The 15697-nt window shown below is 68.7% G+C and carries 15 protein-coding genes; 9 read left to right on the top strand and 6 right to left on the bottom strand.

Annotation, left to right across the window (positions count from 1 at the left end; translation table 11 throughout):
• Positions 1 to 112: 112 nt before the first annotated feature.
• Positions 113 to 1300 (top strand): methionine adenosyltransferase, encoded by a 1188-nt coding sequence (gene metK / locus WT16_RS07815; RefSeq protein ID WP_006024140.1) that lies wholly within the window; start codon positions 113 to 115, stop codon positions 1298 to 1300.
• Positions 1301 to 1442: 142 nt separating this feature from the next.
• Here the strand turns inward: metK and WT16_RS07810 are convergent, their stop codons facing one another.
• Complete coding sequence (locus WT16_RS07810; protein ID WP_059930647.1) at positions 1443 to 1796, bottom strand: hypothetical protein; 354 nt, start codon at positions 1794 to 1796, stop codon at positions 1443 to 1445.
• 243 nt (positions 1797 to 2039) lie between these two features.
• Here WT16_RS07810 and WT16_RS07805 point away from each other — a divergent pair, with 243 nt between their 5' ends.
• Positions 2040 to 2933, top strand: coding sequence for a phytanoyl-CoA dioxygenase family protein (locus WT16_RS07805; protein WP_231892033.1), 894 nt, complete (start codon positions 2040 to 2042; stop codon positions 2931 to 2933).
• A 178-nt stretch (positions 2934 to 3111) separates the two neighbouring features.
• Here WT16_RS07805 and WT16_RS07800 read toward each other — a convergent pair whose 3' ends face one another.
• Positions 3112 to 3318, bottom strand: coding sequence for a DUF3185 family protein (locus WT16_RS07800; protein WP_015601268.1), 207 nt, complete (start codon positions 3316 to 3318; stop codon positions 3112 to 3114).
• 175 nt (positions 3319 to 3493) lie between these two features.
• Here WT16_RS07800 and mgrA point away from each other — a divergent pair, with 175 nt between their 5' ends.
• The gene (gene mgrA / locus WT16_RS07795) at positions 3494 to 4537 is read left to right on the top strand and encodes an L-glyceraldehyde 3-phosphate reductase (RefSeq protein ID WP_063533013.1); all 1044 of its coding nucleotides are present in this window, start codon (positions 3494 to 3496) and stop codon (positions 4535 to 4537) included.
• Between the two features lie 88 nt (positions 4538 to 4625).
• On the opposite strand, the gene WT16_RS07790 is transcribed toward mgrA, so the two are convergent.
• From WT16_RS07790 to WT16_RS07775, 3 genes are all read right to left on the bottom strand, one after another.
• Positions 4626 to 4811: a hypothetical protein gene (locus WT16_RS07790; protein ID WP_006024145.1), complete on the bottom strand. Its 186-nt coding sequence runs from the start codon at positions 4809 to 4811 to the stop codon at positions 4626 to 4628.
• Positions 4812 to 5068: 257 nt separating this feature from the next.
• On the bottom strand, positions 5069 to 5932 hold the full coding sequence (locus WT16_RS07785; protein WP_015600616.1) for a DMT family transporter: 864 nt from the start codon (positions 5930 to 5932) through the stop codon (positions 5069 to 5071).
• A gap of 357 nt (positions 5933 to 6289) precedes the next feature.
• Positions 6290 to 7579, bottom strand: coding sequence for an MFS transporter (locus WT16_RS07775; protein WP_063533012.1), 1290 nt, complete (start codon positions 7577 to 7579; stop codon positions 6290 to 6292).
• 347 nt (positions 7580 to 7926) lie between these two features.
• Between WT16_RS07775 and WT16_RS07765 the strand changes: the two genes are divergently transcribed.
• Positions 7927 to 8139, top strand: coding sequence for a hypothetical protein (locus WT16_RS07765; protein WP_004198969.1), 213 nt, complete (start codon positions 7927 to 7929; stop codon positions 8137 to 8139).
• Positions 8140 to 8179: 40 nt separating this feature from the next.
• Positions 8180 to 9211 (top strand): serine/threonine protein kinase, encoded by a 1032-nt coding sequence (locus WT16_RS07760; protein WP_063533078.1) that lies wholly within the window; start codon positions 8180 to 8182, stop codon positions 9209 to 9211.
• A 52-nt stretch (positions 9212 to 9263) separates the two neighbouring features.
• On the opposite strand, the gene WT16_RS07755 is transcribed toward WT16_RS07760, so the two are convergent.
• On the bottom strand, positions 9264 to 10160 hold the full coding sequence (locus WT16_RS07755; RefSeq protein WP_009910981.1) for a LysR substrate-binding domain-containing protein: 897 nt from the start codon (positions 10158 to 10160) through the stop codon (positions 9264 to 9266).
• A gap of 118 nt (positions 10161 to 10278) precedes the next feature.
• Here WT16_RS07755 and kdgD point away from each other — a divergent pair, with 118 nt between their 5' ends.
• From kdgD to WT16_RS07735, 4 genes are all read left to right on the top strand, one after another.
• Positions 10279 to 11229, top strand: coding sequence for a 5-dehydro-4-deoxyglucarate dehydratase (gene kdgD, locus WT16_RS07750; protein ID WP_006024152.1), 951 nt, complete (start codon positions 10279 to 10281; stop codon positions 11227 to 11229).
• Complete coding sequence (locus WT16_RS07745) at positions 11220 to 12791, top strand: aldehyde dehydrogenase (NADP(+)) (protein WP_063533011.1); 1572 nt, start codon at positions 11220 to 11222, stop codon at positions 12789 to 12791. Before kdgD ends, WT16_RS07745 begins: the two co-directional genes overlap by 10 nt.
• Positions 12792 to 12877: 86 nt before the next feature.
• A complete protein-coding gene (locus WT16_RS07740; RefSeq protein ID WP_009910985.1) occupies positions 12878 to 14233 on the top strand; it encodes an MFS transporter in 1356 nt (451 codons plus the stop codon).
• Between the two features lie 17 nt (positions 14234 to 14250).
• A complete protein-coding gene (locus WT16_RS07735; RefSeq protein ID WP_063533077.1) occupies positions 14251 to 15693 on the top strand; it encodes an enolase C-terminal domain-like protein in 1443 nt (480 codons plus the stop codon).
• The last annotated feature ends 4 nt before the right edge of the window (positions 15694 to 15697 follow it).

The following is a 15697-nucleotide window of genomic DNA, read 5'->3' as shown; positions in this document are numbered from 1 at the left end:
CGGGCGCGACGAGCGCCCACGGCGCAGGAAATCCGCTAAAGCGTCGCCACTTCGGGCCTCTGGAAGCTGGCTACGTGAACTTCAACCGTAACCACAACAGGAGCCTGAGAACGTGGCAAACGAATATCTCTTTACGTCCGAATCCGTTTCCGAAGGCCATCCGGACAAGGTCGCAGACCAAATCTCCGACGCGATCCTCGACGCAATCCTCGCGCAAGACAAGTACTCCCGTGTTGCGGCCGAAACGCTGTGCAACACCGGCCTCGTCGTGCTGGCCGGCGAAATCACGACGACGGCGAACATCGACTACATCCAGATCGCGCGCGACACGATCAAGCGCATCGGTTACGACAACACCGATTACGGCATCGACTACCGCGGCTGCGCGGTGCTCGTCGCGTACGACAAGCAGTCGCCCGACATCGCGCAAGGCGTCGATCGCGCGCACGACAACAACCTCGATCAAGGCGCGGGCGACCAGGGCCTGATGTTCGGCTACGCGTGCGACGAAACGCCCGAGCTGATGCCGCTGCCGATCCATCTGTCGCACCGCCTCGTCGAGCGCCAGGCGAACCTGCGCCGCGACGGCCGCCTGCCGTGGCTGCGTCCGGACGCGAAATCGCAGGTGACGGTTCGCTACGTCGACGGCAAGCCGCACTCGATCGATACCGTCGTGCTGTCGACGCAGCACGCGCCGGACATCGATCTGCCCGCGCTGCGCGAAGCGGTGATCGAAGAGATCATCAAGCCGACGCTGCCCGCCGACCTGATCAAGGGCGACATCAAGTTCCTCGTGAATCCGACCGGCCGCTTCGTGATCGGCGGCCCGCAAGGCGATTGCGGGCTGACCGGCCGCAAGATCATCGTCGACACCTACGGCGGCGCAGCCCCGCACGGCGGCGGCGCGTTCTCGGGCAAGGACCCGTCGAAGGTCGACCGCTCGGCCGCTTACGCGGGCCGCTACGTCGCGAAGAACATCGTCGCCGCGGGCCTTGCGTCGCGCGCGCTGATCCAGGTGTCGTATGCGATCGGCGTCGCCGAGCCGACCTCGGTGATGGTCAACACGTTCGGCACGGGCCGCGTGTCCGACGAGACGATCACGAGGCTCGTGCGCGAGCACTTCGACCTGCGTCCGAAGGGCATCATCCAGATGCTCGATCTGCTGCGTCCGATCTACGAGAAGACCGCCGCTTACGGCCACTTCGGCCGCGAAGAGCCGGAATTCTCGTGGGAAGCCGCCGACAAGGCGCTCGCGCTCGCCGAGGCGGCGGGCGTCGAGCCGGCCGTGCAAGTCGCCTGACGCACGTTCGCGATGGCAAACAAAAACCCCGGTATCGCCGGGGTTTTTTATTTTCGGTTGCGCTTCGGGCCGCGGCTCGCGTTGCGCATCGGCGCGATCCGCGTCGGACGCGCGCGGCGGCGCGTGCCGTGTGATGCCGCGCCTAGCGCGCGGCGAACACGAACCAGCCGGTGCTCGTCGCGAGACGGCGCGGCCGGTTGATCCGGCGCGGCGCGACACTTGCGCGGTGCAGCGACGGTGCGCGCAGCCGCAGCGACGGCTTTTGCAGCAGCGAGCGCAGCGCGGTGCGACGCGCTGCGGCATGGGCGCTCATCAGCGACAGGAACGCGTGCAGCCATGCGCGCAGACCATCGAGCCGCGGCTGGTGCTGGCGCGCGCGCTCGGCGAGCACGCTCGAGCGCGCGCTGTGGTGGCGCAACGCGCGCACGATCCGGTGCGGCGCCGACGGCGCGCTCTTCGGGGTGCGGTGAAGACGGGAAGTCAGACGGAAAGGCATGACGAAAGTAATTCGCTCGTAGTGTGGCCCGTTTCAGGGCGCGAATGTCAAAACGGCCGTTGTGCGGCAAGGGTCGAACCCATCGTACCGAAAGCATCGGTGCGCCGCTGCCCGCGAAAACTAGCAGGTGTGCCGAGGCTACAGGGGCTTCGTGACGCCAGGAAGTCGCGCTAACCCTCGTGCGCCGGGCGCGCCGCCCCGGGGCAGCCAAAGTTAGTGGCGAGCGCGCGCCCGACAGTTCCTTTGCGTTACATCAAATTCGCGGCGACGATCGCGTGCCTTTTTTCGCTTCGCGGCATTGTTGCGAGCATGTCGCGCACGCCCGCTTTACAATCGATCGTTGATAACAATTATGTCGATCATCCCATGTCTTTCTTGCACCCGGAGTTGATTCACACGCAGGTCCAGACGCTGCGCGAGCGCGGCTTCGTCGTCGCACCGGGGCTCGTCGCGCCCGAGGGGTGCGCGCAACTGAAGGCGATCGCCGAGCGGCAACTGCACGAGGCGGCGCAGCCGCTCGAATTCGAAGCCGATCTGCGCTATCCGGGCGCGCCCGAATCGCGGCATGCGCCGGGCGGTCATACGGTGCGACGGCTGCTCGACGCCTATGCGCGCGACGCGGCGTTCGCCAGGCGCGCGACCGCACCCGAGATCGGCGCGTGGATGCGAGCATATTTCGGCGAGACACCGGTGCTGTCGCGCACGCATCACAATTGCGTGATGACGAAGCACCCGGCGTACGGCAGCCTGACCGGCTGGCACCGTGACGTGCGCTATTGGTCGTTCGAGCGCCCGGACCTCGTGTCCGTGTGGCTCGCGCTCGGGCCGGAGACGGACGACAACGGCGCGCTGTGGCTCGTGCCGGGCTCGCATGACGCGGAATTCGGGCCGGAGAGCTTCGACGAAGCGAAGTTCTTCCGCAGCGACGCGCCGGCGAACCGGGCGTTGATCGAGCAGGCGGTGTGCCCGGAGCTCGCGGCGGGCGACGTCGTGTTCTTTCACTGCAACACGCTGCATTCGGCGGGTCAGAACCGCACCGATCGGGTGAAGCTCTCGCTCGTGTTCACGTATCACGGCGACAGCAATCGGCCCGTGCCGGGCTCGCGGTCGGCGTCGAAGCCGGAGGTGCGGTTCTAGTTCAGGGTTCGCGCGAGGCGGCGCGACGCTCGATGTGGCGCGCTTCGTCCGGCGCGGGATGAGATGAAAGGTGCGCAGCCGCGCGCATGGCGATGGCGGTCTCGATAACGACCGGCCGAAACGGGCGGCTACATGCGGGCCGCCCGTTTCGTTTCGGGATCGAGCCGGAACGCGCGCGTCAGCGCTTGCCGCTCGGCATCGACAGGCCGATCAGCCCGACGAGCGTCGCGACGACGCCGCCCGCGATCAGCGTGATCGTCTTCGTCGAAGGCGAACCGGTGAAAAAGCGTGCGACGCCGTCGTTGATCGAATGAAACGACTGGCCGCCGAAATACAGCAGCACGACGCCGCCGACGATGAGCGCAACGGAAATCGCTCGAGTCATGAAGATCCTCGCTGAAACGGATGATGAAGACGCCGCAGTGTAGGGGAGCGCCGCCTCGGCGTCCATCGCGGCGCGGCGTTGCTGCACGATTCGCGACGGTTGGCTAACATGGCCCGCTGGGGTACGTCCGGCCGGATCGCATCCGGCCTCGTTCAACGTCTCGACGGGAATTCAGATGGCCTACGAAGCAGCTTCCGAACGCTATGCGGACATGCAGTATCGCGTAAGCGGCAAATCCGGGCTCAAACTGCCGGCGCTTTCGCTCGGCTTGTGGCACAACTTCGGCGACACGACGCCGATCTCGACGCAGCGCGAGATCCTGCGCACCGCATTCGATCTCGGCATCACGCACTTCGATCTCGCGAACAACTACGGGCCGCCGTACGGCAGCGCCGAAACGAACTTCGGCCGGCTGCTGCGCGAGGATTTCAGGCCGTACCGCGACGAGCTGCTGATCTCGACGAAGGCCGGCTGGGACATGTGGCCCGGCCCGTACGGCAGCGGCGGCGGCTCGCGCAAGTACGTGCTCGCGAGCCTCGACCAGAGCCTGCAGCGCATGGGGCTCGATTACGTCGACATCTTCTACTCGCACCGCTTCGACGCGCACACGCCGCTCGAGGAAACCGCGAGCGCGCTCGCGACCGCCGTGCAGCAGGGCAAGGCGCTCTATGTCGGGGTCTCGTCGTATTCGGCGGCGAAGACGCGCGAGATCGCGAAGCTGCTCGCCGAATACAAGGTGCCGCTCCTGATTCACCAGCCCGCGTACAACATGCTCAATCGCTGGGTCGAGCGCGAACTGCTCGACGCGCTCGACGAGACTGGCGCCGGCTGCATCGCGTTCACGCCGCTCGCGCAGGGGCTCCTCACGTCGAAGTATCTGAACGGCGTGCCGGCCGATGCGCGGATCAACAAGCCGGGCGGCGGATCGCTGAAGGGGGAGCACCTGAGCGCGGAGAACCTCGAGCACGTGCGCAAGCTGAACGAGATCGCGCAGCGGCGCGGCCAGAGCCTCGCGCAGATGGCGCTCGCGTGGGTGCTGCGCGATTCGCGCGTCACGTCCGCGTTGATCGGCGCGAGCCGCGCGGAGCAGGTGCGCGAGAACGTCGCGGCGCTCGCCAATCTCGCGTTCGGCGACGACGAGATCGCCGAGATCGACCGCCATGCGACGGAAGGCGGGATCAATCTGTGGGAAAAACCGTCCACCGATCAGGCGATATGATCGATAGCGATTCTGACGATACGCCTGCTGCCCGCTCTCGGCGCGCCGAAGGCGGCGCAGGCGGATGCACGGGGCGCGGGCGCGGCAGCTAGATCAGCGCGGGCAGCCCTTCGACCAGCAGTACGCCGACCGCCATGCCGAGCATCGCGCCGAGCACGCGCAGCACGTTGTGGCGGAACTCGGTCGCGCACGGCACCGCGCCGAGGAACAGCGCGCCGGCAAGCGCCATCGGGATCAGCAGGATGAAGTCGGCGATCGTGAAATAGGTCGACATGCGTGTCTCCTTTTTTATCCGCCCGGTCGCGTGCGGGGCGGCCGGTTGTTTCGAGTATAGATAACGGCCGGCGTTTTTTGGTTATCCGAAGCTTCGCAGCGCGACGAAAACACGCAGATCGCGCGGTTTGGCGCGAACAATCCGACGAAATGCTTTCATTTCGTCTTTCCAATCGCTTGTCGGCGTTGCGATGCAATGAACGGCGCGCCCGCATGTTGCAGTGCGGGCGCGCCGTTACCGCGTCGCCGACGTCGCCGTCAATCGCGCACGGCGCGCCGGAACACGAGCGCGAGGCCGGCGAGGATCGCGATCATGCCGGCGATCTCGAGCGGCGCGAGACGGTTGCCCAGCCACGCGGCATCCATCAGCGCGGTCACGACCGGCACGAGATAGAAGAGGCTCGTCACGTTGACGAGATCGCCCCGCTGCATCAGCCGGTAGAACAGCAACTGCGCGAACACCGAGATCACGATGCCGAGCCACGCGAGCGGCAGCGCGAACGACCAGCTCGCTTCGAACGCGATCGGCTCGAACGGCGCGATCAGCGCGCATAGCCCGAGGCCGAGCGCGTTCTGCAGCGGCAGCACGTCGATCGGCGCGGCGCGCACGCGCTTTTGCAGCAGCGCGCCCGCCGTGATCGAGAGCAAGGCGCCGAGCGCGCACGCGGCGCCCGATACCGGCGCGTCGCCGCCCGCGATGCTGCGATAGACGACGAGGCCCAGGCCGGTCAGCGCAAGCGCGAGGCCGGCAAGCCGCGCGCCCGATGCGCGGCGTTCGAGCACGACGAGCGTGAGGATCGGCTGCACGCCGAGTATCGTCGCGAGGATGCCGGGCGCGAGCCCGCGCTCGAGCGCGAGCAGATACAGGATCGAATAGCCGCCCGTGAGCAGCAGGCCGGTCGCGACCGTCGCGCGGCGCGCGCCGCGCGGCGGCAGCCAGCGGCGCCGCGCGAGCGACAGCACGAGCAGCACGAGCGATGCGAGCGCGAAGCGCGCGATCAGGAAAGCGAATGCGGACGCATGCCGCAGGCCGAGTTCGGCGAAGATCGCTCCGCTGCTCCATAGCAGCACGAAAAGCGACGTTGCCCCATGCGCGGCGAGCGCGGGTCTGACTGAAGCCATTTGAAATCCACCTGTCGATCGAATCGGAACGCTCCGGTCGCGCGCGCACGCGAACGCGCTGTGCGCGAAGCGCACGGAACGGTTCGATCAGCGGCGAACGGAGAGCGTGAGAGCTTGCGCGGCGTTTAGCCGAGCAGCGCCGGAGGAGGCGGCGCGCCGACGGGCGGCGGCGCGGCAGGCGGACGATGCGCGCACGCGCGCGGCAGCCGTGCGATGGACGGCTTCGACAGGGCGCGGGCGGGCAACGAGGGTTTCATCGCAAAACGTGCGAAGGTGTGAAGGAAAATGCAGGAACGCCAAAGGTAACGCATCGACGCGCGATCTGGCAACCGCCACGGCCGTGAACGCGACAGGCGATCACGCGGCGCCGGCGCGCTCGCGCGCGCGCAGCCATGCGGCCGCGACGACGCCGAGCGCGAGCAGCGCGCCGACGAGCGCCGCGACGCCGGGCCAGCCGAGCGTGCTCCAGAAGCGTCCGCCGAGCGAGCCGACGACGCTCGAGCCGATGTAGTACGCGAGCAGATAGAGCGCGGCCGCCTGGCCCTTGCCGTGCTGCGCGAGCCGGCCGACCCAGCCGCTCGCGACCGCGTGGCCCGCGAAGAAACCGAACGTCACGCACGCGATGCCCGCGGTGATCGCGGCGACGGGATGCAGCAGCGTCAGCGCGACGCCAGCGAGCATCACCGCGAGGCTCGCGATCAGCACGCGGCCGCGGCCGAGCGTATCGGCGAGCCGTCCCGACAAGGGCGACGCGACGACGCCCACCAGATAGACGACGAAGATCGCGCTGATCGTCGCCTGTCCCATCGAATACGGCGGCGCGAGCAGCCGATAGCCGATGTAGTTGTAGAGCGTGACGAAGCTGCCCATCAGCACGAACGCCATCGCGAACAGCACGGGCAGCTCGCGCCGCTTGCCGAGATGATGGACGAGCGACATGCGGTGATGCGCGAGGCTCAGGCCGCGGCGCGGCGTGAAGTGCCGCGACGGCGGCAGCAGCATGCGGAACGCGAGCATCGATGCGAGGCCGAGCACGCCGATCGCGCCGACCGCGATGCGCCACGAGAACAGGTCGGTGAGAATGCCCGTGATCACGCGCCCCGCCATTCCGCCGATCGCGGTGCCGCCGACATAGAGCCCCATCGCGAGCCCGAGGCCGTCCGGATGCACTTCCTCGGCGAGATACGCCATCGCGACGGCGGGCACGCCGCCGAGCGCGAGCCCCGTCAGCGCGCGCAGGATCAGCAGTTGATGCCAGTGCGGCGCGAACGCGGCGGCGAGCGTGAGCAGCGACGACGCGGTGAGCGACGCCGTCATCAGCCGGTGGCGGCTCAATGCTTCGGAGACGAAGCCCGCGACGAACACGGCGGCGGCGAGCGCGGCGGTCGAGAACGACAACGCGAGACTGCTCTGCGCGGGGCTCACGCCGAATGCTTTCGAGAACTCGGGCAACAGGGGCTGCACGTAGTAGAGCAGCGAGAATGTCGCGTAACCGGCGAACAGCAGCGCGACGCTCGCGTGCCAGTAGCTGCGCGAGCCGCGTTCGAGATATGGGGCGGGTGAAACGGACGACGCGCCTCGCGCGGCATGCGTCGAGCTTGGGCGGGCGCCGGCGGCGGGCCCCGGCGCCCCGGATGATACAGTCACGCTGGATTCTCCATGCGAGGCAAACCTCAACGATACGCCGGTTGCCCGTTCGGCGTCGTTTCGTCGGACGATGCGTTGGCTTTTGACCGCACTTCCGAATGAATCGTCGGATGGCGGCTGCGCGCGTCGGGGTATGATGGAGCGACGCGCTGCCTCGAAAGCGGCGCGTCGCGGCGGCGGAATCGATGCATCCCGCGAATTGGCGGCGCGTTTGTCGTCAACTCGCGCTTTCGCGATTCCATGAGCGATGAACCATGGAATACGCGCGATTCGTCGCCTCATGGATGCGCAATTCGGGTATTTCCGGCCGGGCAGCACGCGGCCGGCTTTGAAAGCGGGGAAACATCATGCATGTCGGTTCGATTGTCTGCACCACCCACATCGCCGTGCCGAAGGGCGCGCGCGGCATCGTCCAGCGCATTCTGGGGGACATGGCGATGGTGACCTGGTACGCGGGCGTGCCGGGCGAATCCAAGGAGCTCAACACCGAGCCGTTCTTTCTCGAGGACCTGATCGACACCGGCGAATCCGTGCTCCCCGCGGGCGCGGCGCTGCACTGAGCGCTCGTCTTTCGGCCCCGCGCGCGGCACAATGCGGGGCATGAACGACGCCACTTCCGAATCCAACGCAGCCGGCGCAAGCGCCGGCTTGCCTTTTGCAGGCCTCACGCCGGAGCGCGTGCTCGATGCGCTCGACAGCGTGCTGATTCCCGCCGGTTCGCGCACCGACGGGCGCCTGCTCGCGCTCAACAGCTACGAGAACCGCGTCTATCAGGCGGGCATCGAGGACGGTGCGTCGATCGTCGCGAAGTTCTATCGTCCGCATCGCTGGCCGAACGACGCGATCCTCGAAGAGCATGCGTTCGTCGCCGAGCTGGCCGCGCGCGAGATTCCGGCCGTGCCGGCGCTCGCGTTCGACGGCCGCACGCTGCACGAGTTCGAGGGCTTTCGCTTCGCGATCTTCGAGCGGCGCGGCGGCCGTGCGCCGGAGCTCGACCGGCGCGACACGCTCGAATGGCTCGGCCGCTTCATCGGACGCATTCACGCAGTCGGCGCGACGAAGCCGTACGCCGCGCGGCCGACGCTCGACATTCATACGTTCGGCTATGAGCCGCGCGATTTCCTGCTGTCGCACGACTTTGTGCCGGACGACGTTCGGCCTGCCTACGAAGCGGCGGTCGCGCTCGCGCTGGAAGGCGTCGAGCACGCGTACGAGCGCGCGGGCGACGTGCGGATGCTGCGCGCGCACGGCGACTGCCATCCGAGCAACGTGCTGTGGACCGACGCGGGCCCGCACTTCGTCGACTTCGACGACAGCCGGATGGCGCCCGCCGTGCAGGACCTGTGGCTGCTTCTGCCCGGCGACCGGCCGGGCGCGTCGCGCGCGCTCGCCGATCTGCTCGCGGGCTACGAGGACTTCTGCGAATTCGATCCGCGCGAGCTGCATCTGATCGAGGCGCTGCGCACGCTGCGGCTCATCCATTACGCGGCGTGGCTCGCGCGCCGCTGGGGCGATCCCGCGTTTCCGGCCGCGTTTCCGTGGTTCAACACGCATCGCTATTGGGAAGCGCGCGTGCTCGAATTGCGCGAGCAGATCGGCGCGATGCAGGAAGGGCCGCTGTGGCCGGTGTGATGTCGCTTCCCTCTCCACCGCTCGACGCTCGGCTGCGCCGGCATGCGTTCCTTCATCGCCCTCCGGCGAGCGACTTGCGCAGCACATCCTTCAGCGCGCCGAACACCGGATTGTCGTTGTCCTTGCGATACGCGAGCGTCAGCTCGACGGGCTTCGCCGGCGTCGTGCGCACCGGCCGGTAGACGACCCCTTCGAAGTGCAGCATCGATGCCGCCGCCGGAATCAGTGCGGCCCCGATGCCCGCGCGCACGAGCGCCAGCATCGAATGGATCTGGCTCACGTATTCGACGATGTCGGGCAGCACGTCGGCGCGCTCGAGCAGCCCGCTCACCAGTTGGTGAAAATAGCGCGCCTCGTAAGGCGAATACATCAGGAGCGGCTTGCCTTCGCAATCTCGCAGCGTCGGATGCTTCGGCCACGCGCCGGCGCTCGCCTGCGGCAGCGCGAGCACGAGCGCTTCGCGCACGCACGGCGCCGACGCGAGCTCGCCGTGCTCGACGGGCGGGCGCAGCAGCCCGACGTCGATCAGCCGAGCGTCGAGCGCTTCGAGCTGCGCGCCGCTCACCATCTCCTTCAGCGTGAGGCGCACGTCCGGCGACGCCGCGCGCACCGCGCTCACGAGCGACGGCAACAGGCCATAGCCCACCGACGCGGTGAAGCCGATCGCGAGCGTGCCGGCCGCGCCCGTCGCGACGCGGCGCGCGGTGGCCGCCGCTTCGTCGGCGAGCCGCAGAATGCGGGCCGCATCGGGCAGGAAGCCGCGGCCGGCCGCCGTCAGCTTCACCGAGCGGCTCGTGCGCTCGAGCAGCTCGGTGCCGATCTGGTGCTCGAGCAGGCGCACCTGCCGGGACAGCGGCGGCTGCGTCATGTGCAGGCGCTCGGCCGCGCGCCCGAAGTGCAATTCCTCCGCGACGGCGACGAAGCAGCGAAGCTGGCTGAGTTCGAACATTGATTCAAAACGTGTATTGATTGAGTTATCGGTTATCTTGGACTTGAATCGTTCATGGTGCAAGAATCCGCTCACTACTTCGCTTACCCCTTGTCACGCCGCACCGGCACGAACGCTCATGTCACGCTATACGCCCACCGAATTCGCCCGCCAGATCGGCTCTGGCCTGCTGTCCTTTCCGGTCACGCATTTCAAGCCCGATCTGTCGTTCGACGAGGCCGCCTACCGCGCGAACCTCGGCTGGCTCTTCAGCCACGACGCCGCGGGCCTCTTCGCCGCGGGCGGCACGGGCGAGTTCTTCTCGCTCACGCCCGCCGAAGTCGACCGCGTCGTGCGCGCGGCAGTCGCCGAAACCGGCGGCCGGCTGCCCGTGATCGCGCCGGCGGGCTACGGCACCGCGATGGCGATCGACTATTGCAAGGCCGCCGAGGCGGCGGGCGCCGACGGCATCCTGCTGTTCCCGCCGTATCTGACGGAGGCGGCGGCGGACGGCGTCGCCGCGCACGTCGAGCAGGTCTGCCGCGCGACGCGCCTCGGCGTGATCGTCTACAACCGCGCGAACCAGGTGCTCGACGAAAACGCGCTCGCGCGCCTCGCCGAGCGCTGCCCGAACCTCGTCGGCTTCAAGGACGGCGTCGGCGACATCGAGCTGATGACGCGCATCTACACGCGGCTCGGCGAGCGCTTCACATACATCGGCGGCCTGCCGACCGCGGAGACGTTCGCGCTGCCGTACCTGACGCTCGGCGTGACGACGTACTCGTCGGCGATCTTCAACTTCGTGCCGCGCTTCGCGCTCGATTTCTACGCGGCCGTGCGCGCGCAGGATCATGCGAAGGTGTACGCGATGCTCGATCAGTTCGTTCTGCCGTACATCGCGCTGCGCAATCGCAAGCGCGGCTATGCGGTGTCGATCGTGAAGGCCGGGATGAAGGTGGTCGGCCGCGGCGCGGGCCCCGTGCGCGCGCCGCTTGTCGATCTGACGGGCGCGGAGCTGGCCGAGCTGTCGGTGCTCGTCGCGCGGATCGCCGACGTCGCCGAGGTGGCCGAGGTGCAAGCATGCCTGTGAGCGGCGAGCTGATGCTGGGCGGCGAACGCGTCGCGCCCGGCGAGCGCGCCGTGCGCGCGATCGATCCGGCGACAGGCGCGACGCTCGAGCCGCCGTTCGCGCTCGCGACGCCTGCGGACGTCGCGCGTGCCTGCGAGCTGGCCGCCGCCGCGTTCGACGCGTATCGCGACACCGAACCCGACGCGCGCGCCGCGTTTCTCGAAGCGATCGCGACGGAGATCGAGGCGCTCGGCGATGCGCTGATCGAACGCGCGATCGCCGAAACCGCGTTGCCGCGCGCGCGTCTCGAAGGCGAGCGCGCGCGCACCTGCGGTCAATTGCGTCTGTTCGCTTCGGTCGTGCGCGCGGGCGACGCGGTCGGCGCGCGCATCGATTCCGCGCTGCCCGCGCGCGAGCCGCTGCCGCGCGCCGATCTGCGGATGCGGCGCATCGCGCTCGGCCCCGTCGCGGTGTTCGGCGCGAGCAATTTTCCGCTCGCGTTCTCGGTCGCGGGCGGCGATACCGCATCCGCGCTCGCGGCCGGCTGCCCGGTCGTCGTGAAGGCGCATCCCGCGCATCCAGGCACCTCCGAGCTCGTCGGCCGCGCGCTCGCCGCCGCGCTTGCGCGATGCGCGCTGCCGGCGGGCGTGTTCTCGCTCGTGCAGGCGGACAACGACGTCGCGCTCGCGCTCGTCGCCGATCCGCGCATCCGGGCGGTCGGCTTCACCGGCTCGCGCGCGGGCGGCGAGGCGCTGCTGCGCATCGCGCAATCGCGCGCGCAGCCGATTCCGATGTATGGCGAGCTGAGCGCGATCAATCCCGTGTTCCTGCTGCCCGACGCGCTCGCGCAGCGCGGCGGCGCGCTCGGCCGGCAATTCGTCGCGTCGCTCACGCTCGGCGCCGGGCAGTTCTGCACGAATCCGGGCCTGCTGCTCGCGATCGACGGGCCGGGCGTCGATGCGTTCGTGCACGCCGCCGCCGATGCGCTCGCCACGAGCGCCGCGCAGCCGATGCTCACGCCCGGCATTCACTCGGCGTACGTGCGCGGCGTCGAGCGCCTCGCGGCTACGGCCGGCGTGCGGTGCGTCGCGCGCGGCGATGCGAGCGACCTGCCGAATCGCGGACGCGCCGGCTTGTTCGAGACGGATGCGCGGCACTTCATCGCGCAGCCCGCGCTGCACGACGAGATCTTCGGCGCGACGGCGCTTCTCGTGCGCTGCCGCGACGCGGCCGAGCTGTGCGCGATCGCCGAGCGGCTCGACGGCCAGTTGACCGCGACCTTGCATCTCGACGACGGTGACGCGTCGCTCGCTCGCGCGCTGTTGCCCGTGCTCGAGCGCAAGGCGGGCCGCATCGTCGCGAACGGCTGGCCGACGGGCGTCGAAGTCTGTCATGCGATGGTGCACGGCGGCCCGTGGCCCGCGACGACGGATGCACGCGCAACGTCGGTCGGCACCGCGGCGATCGAGCGCTTCCTGCGGCCCGTCTGCTATCAGGACCTGCCCGCCGCGCTGCTGCCGCCCGCGCTGCAGGACGACAATCCGCTGCGGCTGCGCCGCCTCGTCGACGGAACCTGGGCCTGATCGCGATATTCGCGCGAAGCCGGGCCGCGGCAGGCCCGGCGCTGAAACGACCGGCGCATAATGGACGCCGGCGGAAGGAGGAGACAATGGACATCAAAGCCCCCGCCGTGGGTGCGCGCAGCACGCCGCGCGTCGAGCGCGTGAGCCGCGTGCGCTTCATGATTCTCGCGATGCTGTTCGTCGTGACGACGATCAACTACGCGGACCGCGCGACGATCTCGATCGCCGGCTCGGCGATGCAGAAGGATCTCGGCATCGACGCGGTATCGCTCGGCTACATCTTTTCCGCATTCGGCTGGGCGTATGTGATCGCGCAGATTCCGGGCGGCTGGCTCCTCGATCGTTTCGGTTCCCGGCGCGTTTATGCGGCGAGCATCCTGACGTGGTCGATCTTCACGCTCGCGCAAGGCGCGATCGGCTTCTTCACCGGCATCGCCGCGATCGTGGCCGTGTTCGCGCTGCGCTTTCTCGTCGGCGTCGCGGAGGCGCCTTCGTTTCCGGCGAACAGCCGGATCGTGGCCGCATGGTTCCCGGCGAACGAGCGCGGCACCGCCTCCGCGATCTTCAACTCCGCGCAGTACGCGGCGACAGTGATCTTCGCGCCGCTGATGGCGTGGCTCGTGCATCGCTTCGGCTGGCACTACGTGTTTGTCGTGATGGGTGTGATCGGCATCGCGGCGGCGTGCGCGTGGCGGCTCTTCGTACGCGATCCGAAGGATCACCCGCGCATGACCCGAGCGGAGATCGAATACATCGAGAACGGCGGCGGCCTCGTCAACATGGATCGCGCGGGCGTCGCGAAGGCGGAAGGCCCCGATCTCGGCTACATCAGGCAGTTGCTGAAGAACCGGATGATGATGGGCATCTACGTCGCGCAGTACTGCATCAACGCGCTCACGTACTTCTTCATCACGTGGTTCCCGGTGTACCTCGTGCAGGCGCGCGGGATGTCGATCCTGAAGGCGGGCTTCGTCGCGTCGGTGCCGGCCGTGTGCGGCTTCCTCGGCGGCATTCTCGGCGGAATCGTCTCCGATGCGCTGCTGCGCCGCGGCGCGTCGCTGTCGGTCGCGCGCAAGGTGCCGATCGTGCTCGGCATGCTGCTGTCGATCAGCATGGTGATCTGCAATTATGTCGACACGCAGGGCATCGTCGTCGCGGTGATGGCGCTCGCGTTCTTCGGCAAGGGCATGGGCGCGCTCGGCTGGGCGGTCAATTCGGACACCGCGCCGAAGCAGATCGCGGGCCTGTCCGGCGCATTGATGAACACGTTCGGCAACCTGTCGAGCATCACGACGCCGATCGCGATCGGCTACATCGTCAACAGGACAGGCTCGTTCAACGGCGCGCTCGTCTACGTGGGGCTTCATGCGCTCGTCGCGTGCGTCTGCTATCTGTTCGTGGTGGGCGAGATCAGGCGCGTCGAACTGAAGCCGGCATCGTGAAGCGAGGCATGCCGAACATGACGCAGAATACGATCGACGCTATCGCACAAGCGCACGCGCAGACGCCGCTCGTCACGCGGATGCGGGTGATTCCCGTCGCGGGCCGCGACAGCATGCTGCTGAATCTGTGCGGCGCGCACGCGCCGTTCTTCACGCGAAACATCGTGATCCTGAACGACGATGCCGGGCATATGGGCGCCGGCGAAGTGCCGGGCGGCGAAGGCATTCGCCGCGCGCTCGAGCGTGCGGCGCCGCTCGTCGTCGGGCAGTCGATTGGCCGCATGAACGGCGTGCTCGCCGGGATTCGCCGCTCGCTCGCGGGCGACGGCCCCGCCGCGCATCAGGCCACCGTCCATCAGGTGAGCTCGGCGTCGGAGGCCGAGGTGCTGCGGCAGCCGCACGAGATCAACCTGCGGATGGACAACGTCGTGACCGCGGTCGAAGCGGCGCTTCTCGATCTGCTCGGCCAGTTCGTCGGCGCGCCGGTGGCCGATCTGCTCGGTGCGGGCCGGCAGCGCAACGCGGCGCCGATGCTCGCGTACCTGTTCTACGTCGGCGAGCGCCGCGACACCGATCTGCCGTATCCTGCGGGCGCGGACGGCGGCGACGCATGGCTGCGCGCGCGCCGCGAGGCGGCGCTGACGCCGGCCGCCATCGTGCGTCTAGCCGAAGCCGCCGCCGATCGCTACGGCTTCGCCGATTTCAAGCTGAAGGGCGGCGTGATGGACGGCGAGGACGAGATGGAAGCGGTCGCGGCGATCAAGGCGCGCTTTCCGCGCGCGCGCGTGACGCTCGATCCGAACGGCGCATGGTCGCTCGACGAAGCGATCGCGCTGTGCCGGGGCCGGCGTGATCTGCTCGCGTATGCGGAAGATCCGTGCGGGCCGGAGGCCGGCTATTCGGGCCGCGAGATCATGGCCGAATTCAAGCGCGCGACGGGCGTGCCGACGGCGACCAACATGATCGCGACCGACTGGCGTCAGCTCGGCCACGCAGCGGCGTTGCAGGCGGTCGACATTCCGCTCGCCGATCCGCATTTCTGGACGATGCAGGGTTCGGTGCGCGTCGCGCAACTGTGCGACGAATGGGGGCTCACGTGGGGCTCGCATTCGAACAATCACTTCGACATTTCGCTCGCGATGTTCACGCACGTCGCAGCCGCCGCGCCCGGCCGCATCACCGCGATCGACACGCACTGGATCTGGCAGGAAGCCGACGAGCGGCTGACGCGCGAGCCGCTTGCAATCGCGCGCGGGCACGTTGCGGTGCCGGAGGGGCCCGGGCTCGGCATCGAGCTCGACATGGACCGCGTGATGCAGGCTCATGCGCTGTACGAAACGCTCGGCCCGGGCGCACGCGACGATGCGCGGGCAATGCGATGCCTGATGCCGGGCTGGACCTACGACCCGAAACGGCCGAGCTTCGGCACCGCCGCGCGCGCAGCCGCGCGCGGCGCATGAACGC

The sequence above is a fragment of the Burkholderia sp. MSMB1589WGS genome (genome assembly GCF_001636105.1).
GTDB classification, from domain to species: domain Bacteria; phylum Pseudomonadota; class Gammaproteobacteria; order Burkholderiales; family Burkholderiaceae; genus Burkholderia; species Burkholderia humptydooensis.
The sequence above is the reverse complement of the archived record's forward strand: the minus strand, read 5'-3'. Positions and strand labels throughout refer to the sequence as shown.

Excerpts from the sequence above, each read along its gene's own strand:
- WT16_RS07765 (WP_004198969.1), top strand. The coding sequence starts at position 7,927 with ATGCATGTCGGTTCGATTGTCTGCACCACCCACATCGCCGTGCCGAAG.
- WT16_RS07760 (WP_063533078.1), top strand. The coding sequence starts at position 8,180 with ATGAACGACGCCACTTCCGAATCCAACGCAGCCGGCGCAAGCGCCGGC.
- kdgD (WP_006024152.1), top strand. The coding sequence starts at position 10,279 with ATGTCACGCTATACGCCCACCGAATTCGCCCGCCAGATCGGCTCTGGC.
- WT16_RS07735 (WP_063533077.1), top strand. The coding sequence starts at position 14,251 with ATGACGCAGAATACGATCGACGCTATCGCACAAGCGCACGCGCAGACG.
- WT16_RS07755 (WP_009910981.1), bottom strand. The coding sequence starts at position 10,160 with ATGTTCGAACTCAGCCAGCTTCGCTGCTTCGTCGCCGTCGCGGAGGAA.
- WT16_RS07785 (WP_015600616.1), bottom strand. The coding sequence starts at position 5,932 with ATGGCTTCAGTCAGACCCGCGCTCGCCGCGCATGGGGCAACGTCGCTT.
- WT16_RS07790 (WP_006024145.1), bottom strand. The coding sequence starts at position 4,811 with ATGTCGACCTATTTCACGATCGCCGACTTCATCCTGCTGATCCCGATG.
- WT16_RS07810 (WP_059930647.1), bottom strand. The coding sequence starts at position 1,796 with ATGCCTTTCCGTCTGACTTCCCGTCTTCACCGCACCCCGAAGAGCGCG.
- WT16_RS07740 (WP_009910985.1), top strand. The coding sequence starts at position 12,878 with ATGGACATCAAAGCCCCCGCCGTGGGTGCGCGCAGCACGCCGCGCGTC.
- WT16_RS07745 (WP_063533011.1), top strand. The coding sequence starts at position 11,220 with ATGCCTGTGAGCGGCGAGCTGATGCTGGGCGGCGAACGCGTCGCGCCC.
- WT16_RS07800 (WP_015601268.1), bottom strand. The coding sequence starts at position 3,318 with ATGACTCGAGCGATTTCCGTTGCGCTCATCGTCGGCGGCGTCGTGCTG.
- mgrA (WP_063533013.1), top strand. The coding sequence starts at position 3,494 with ATGGCCTACGAAGCAGCTTCCGAACGCTATGCGGACATGCAGTATCGC.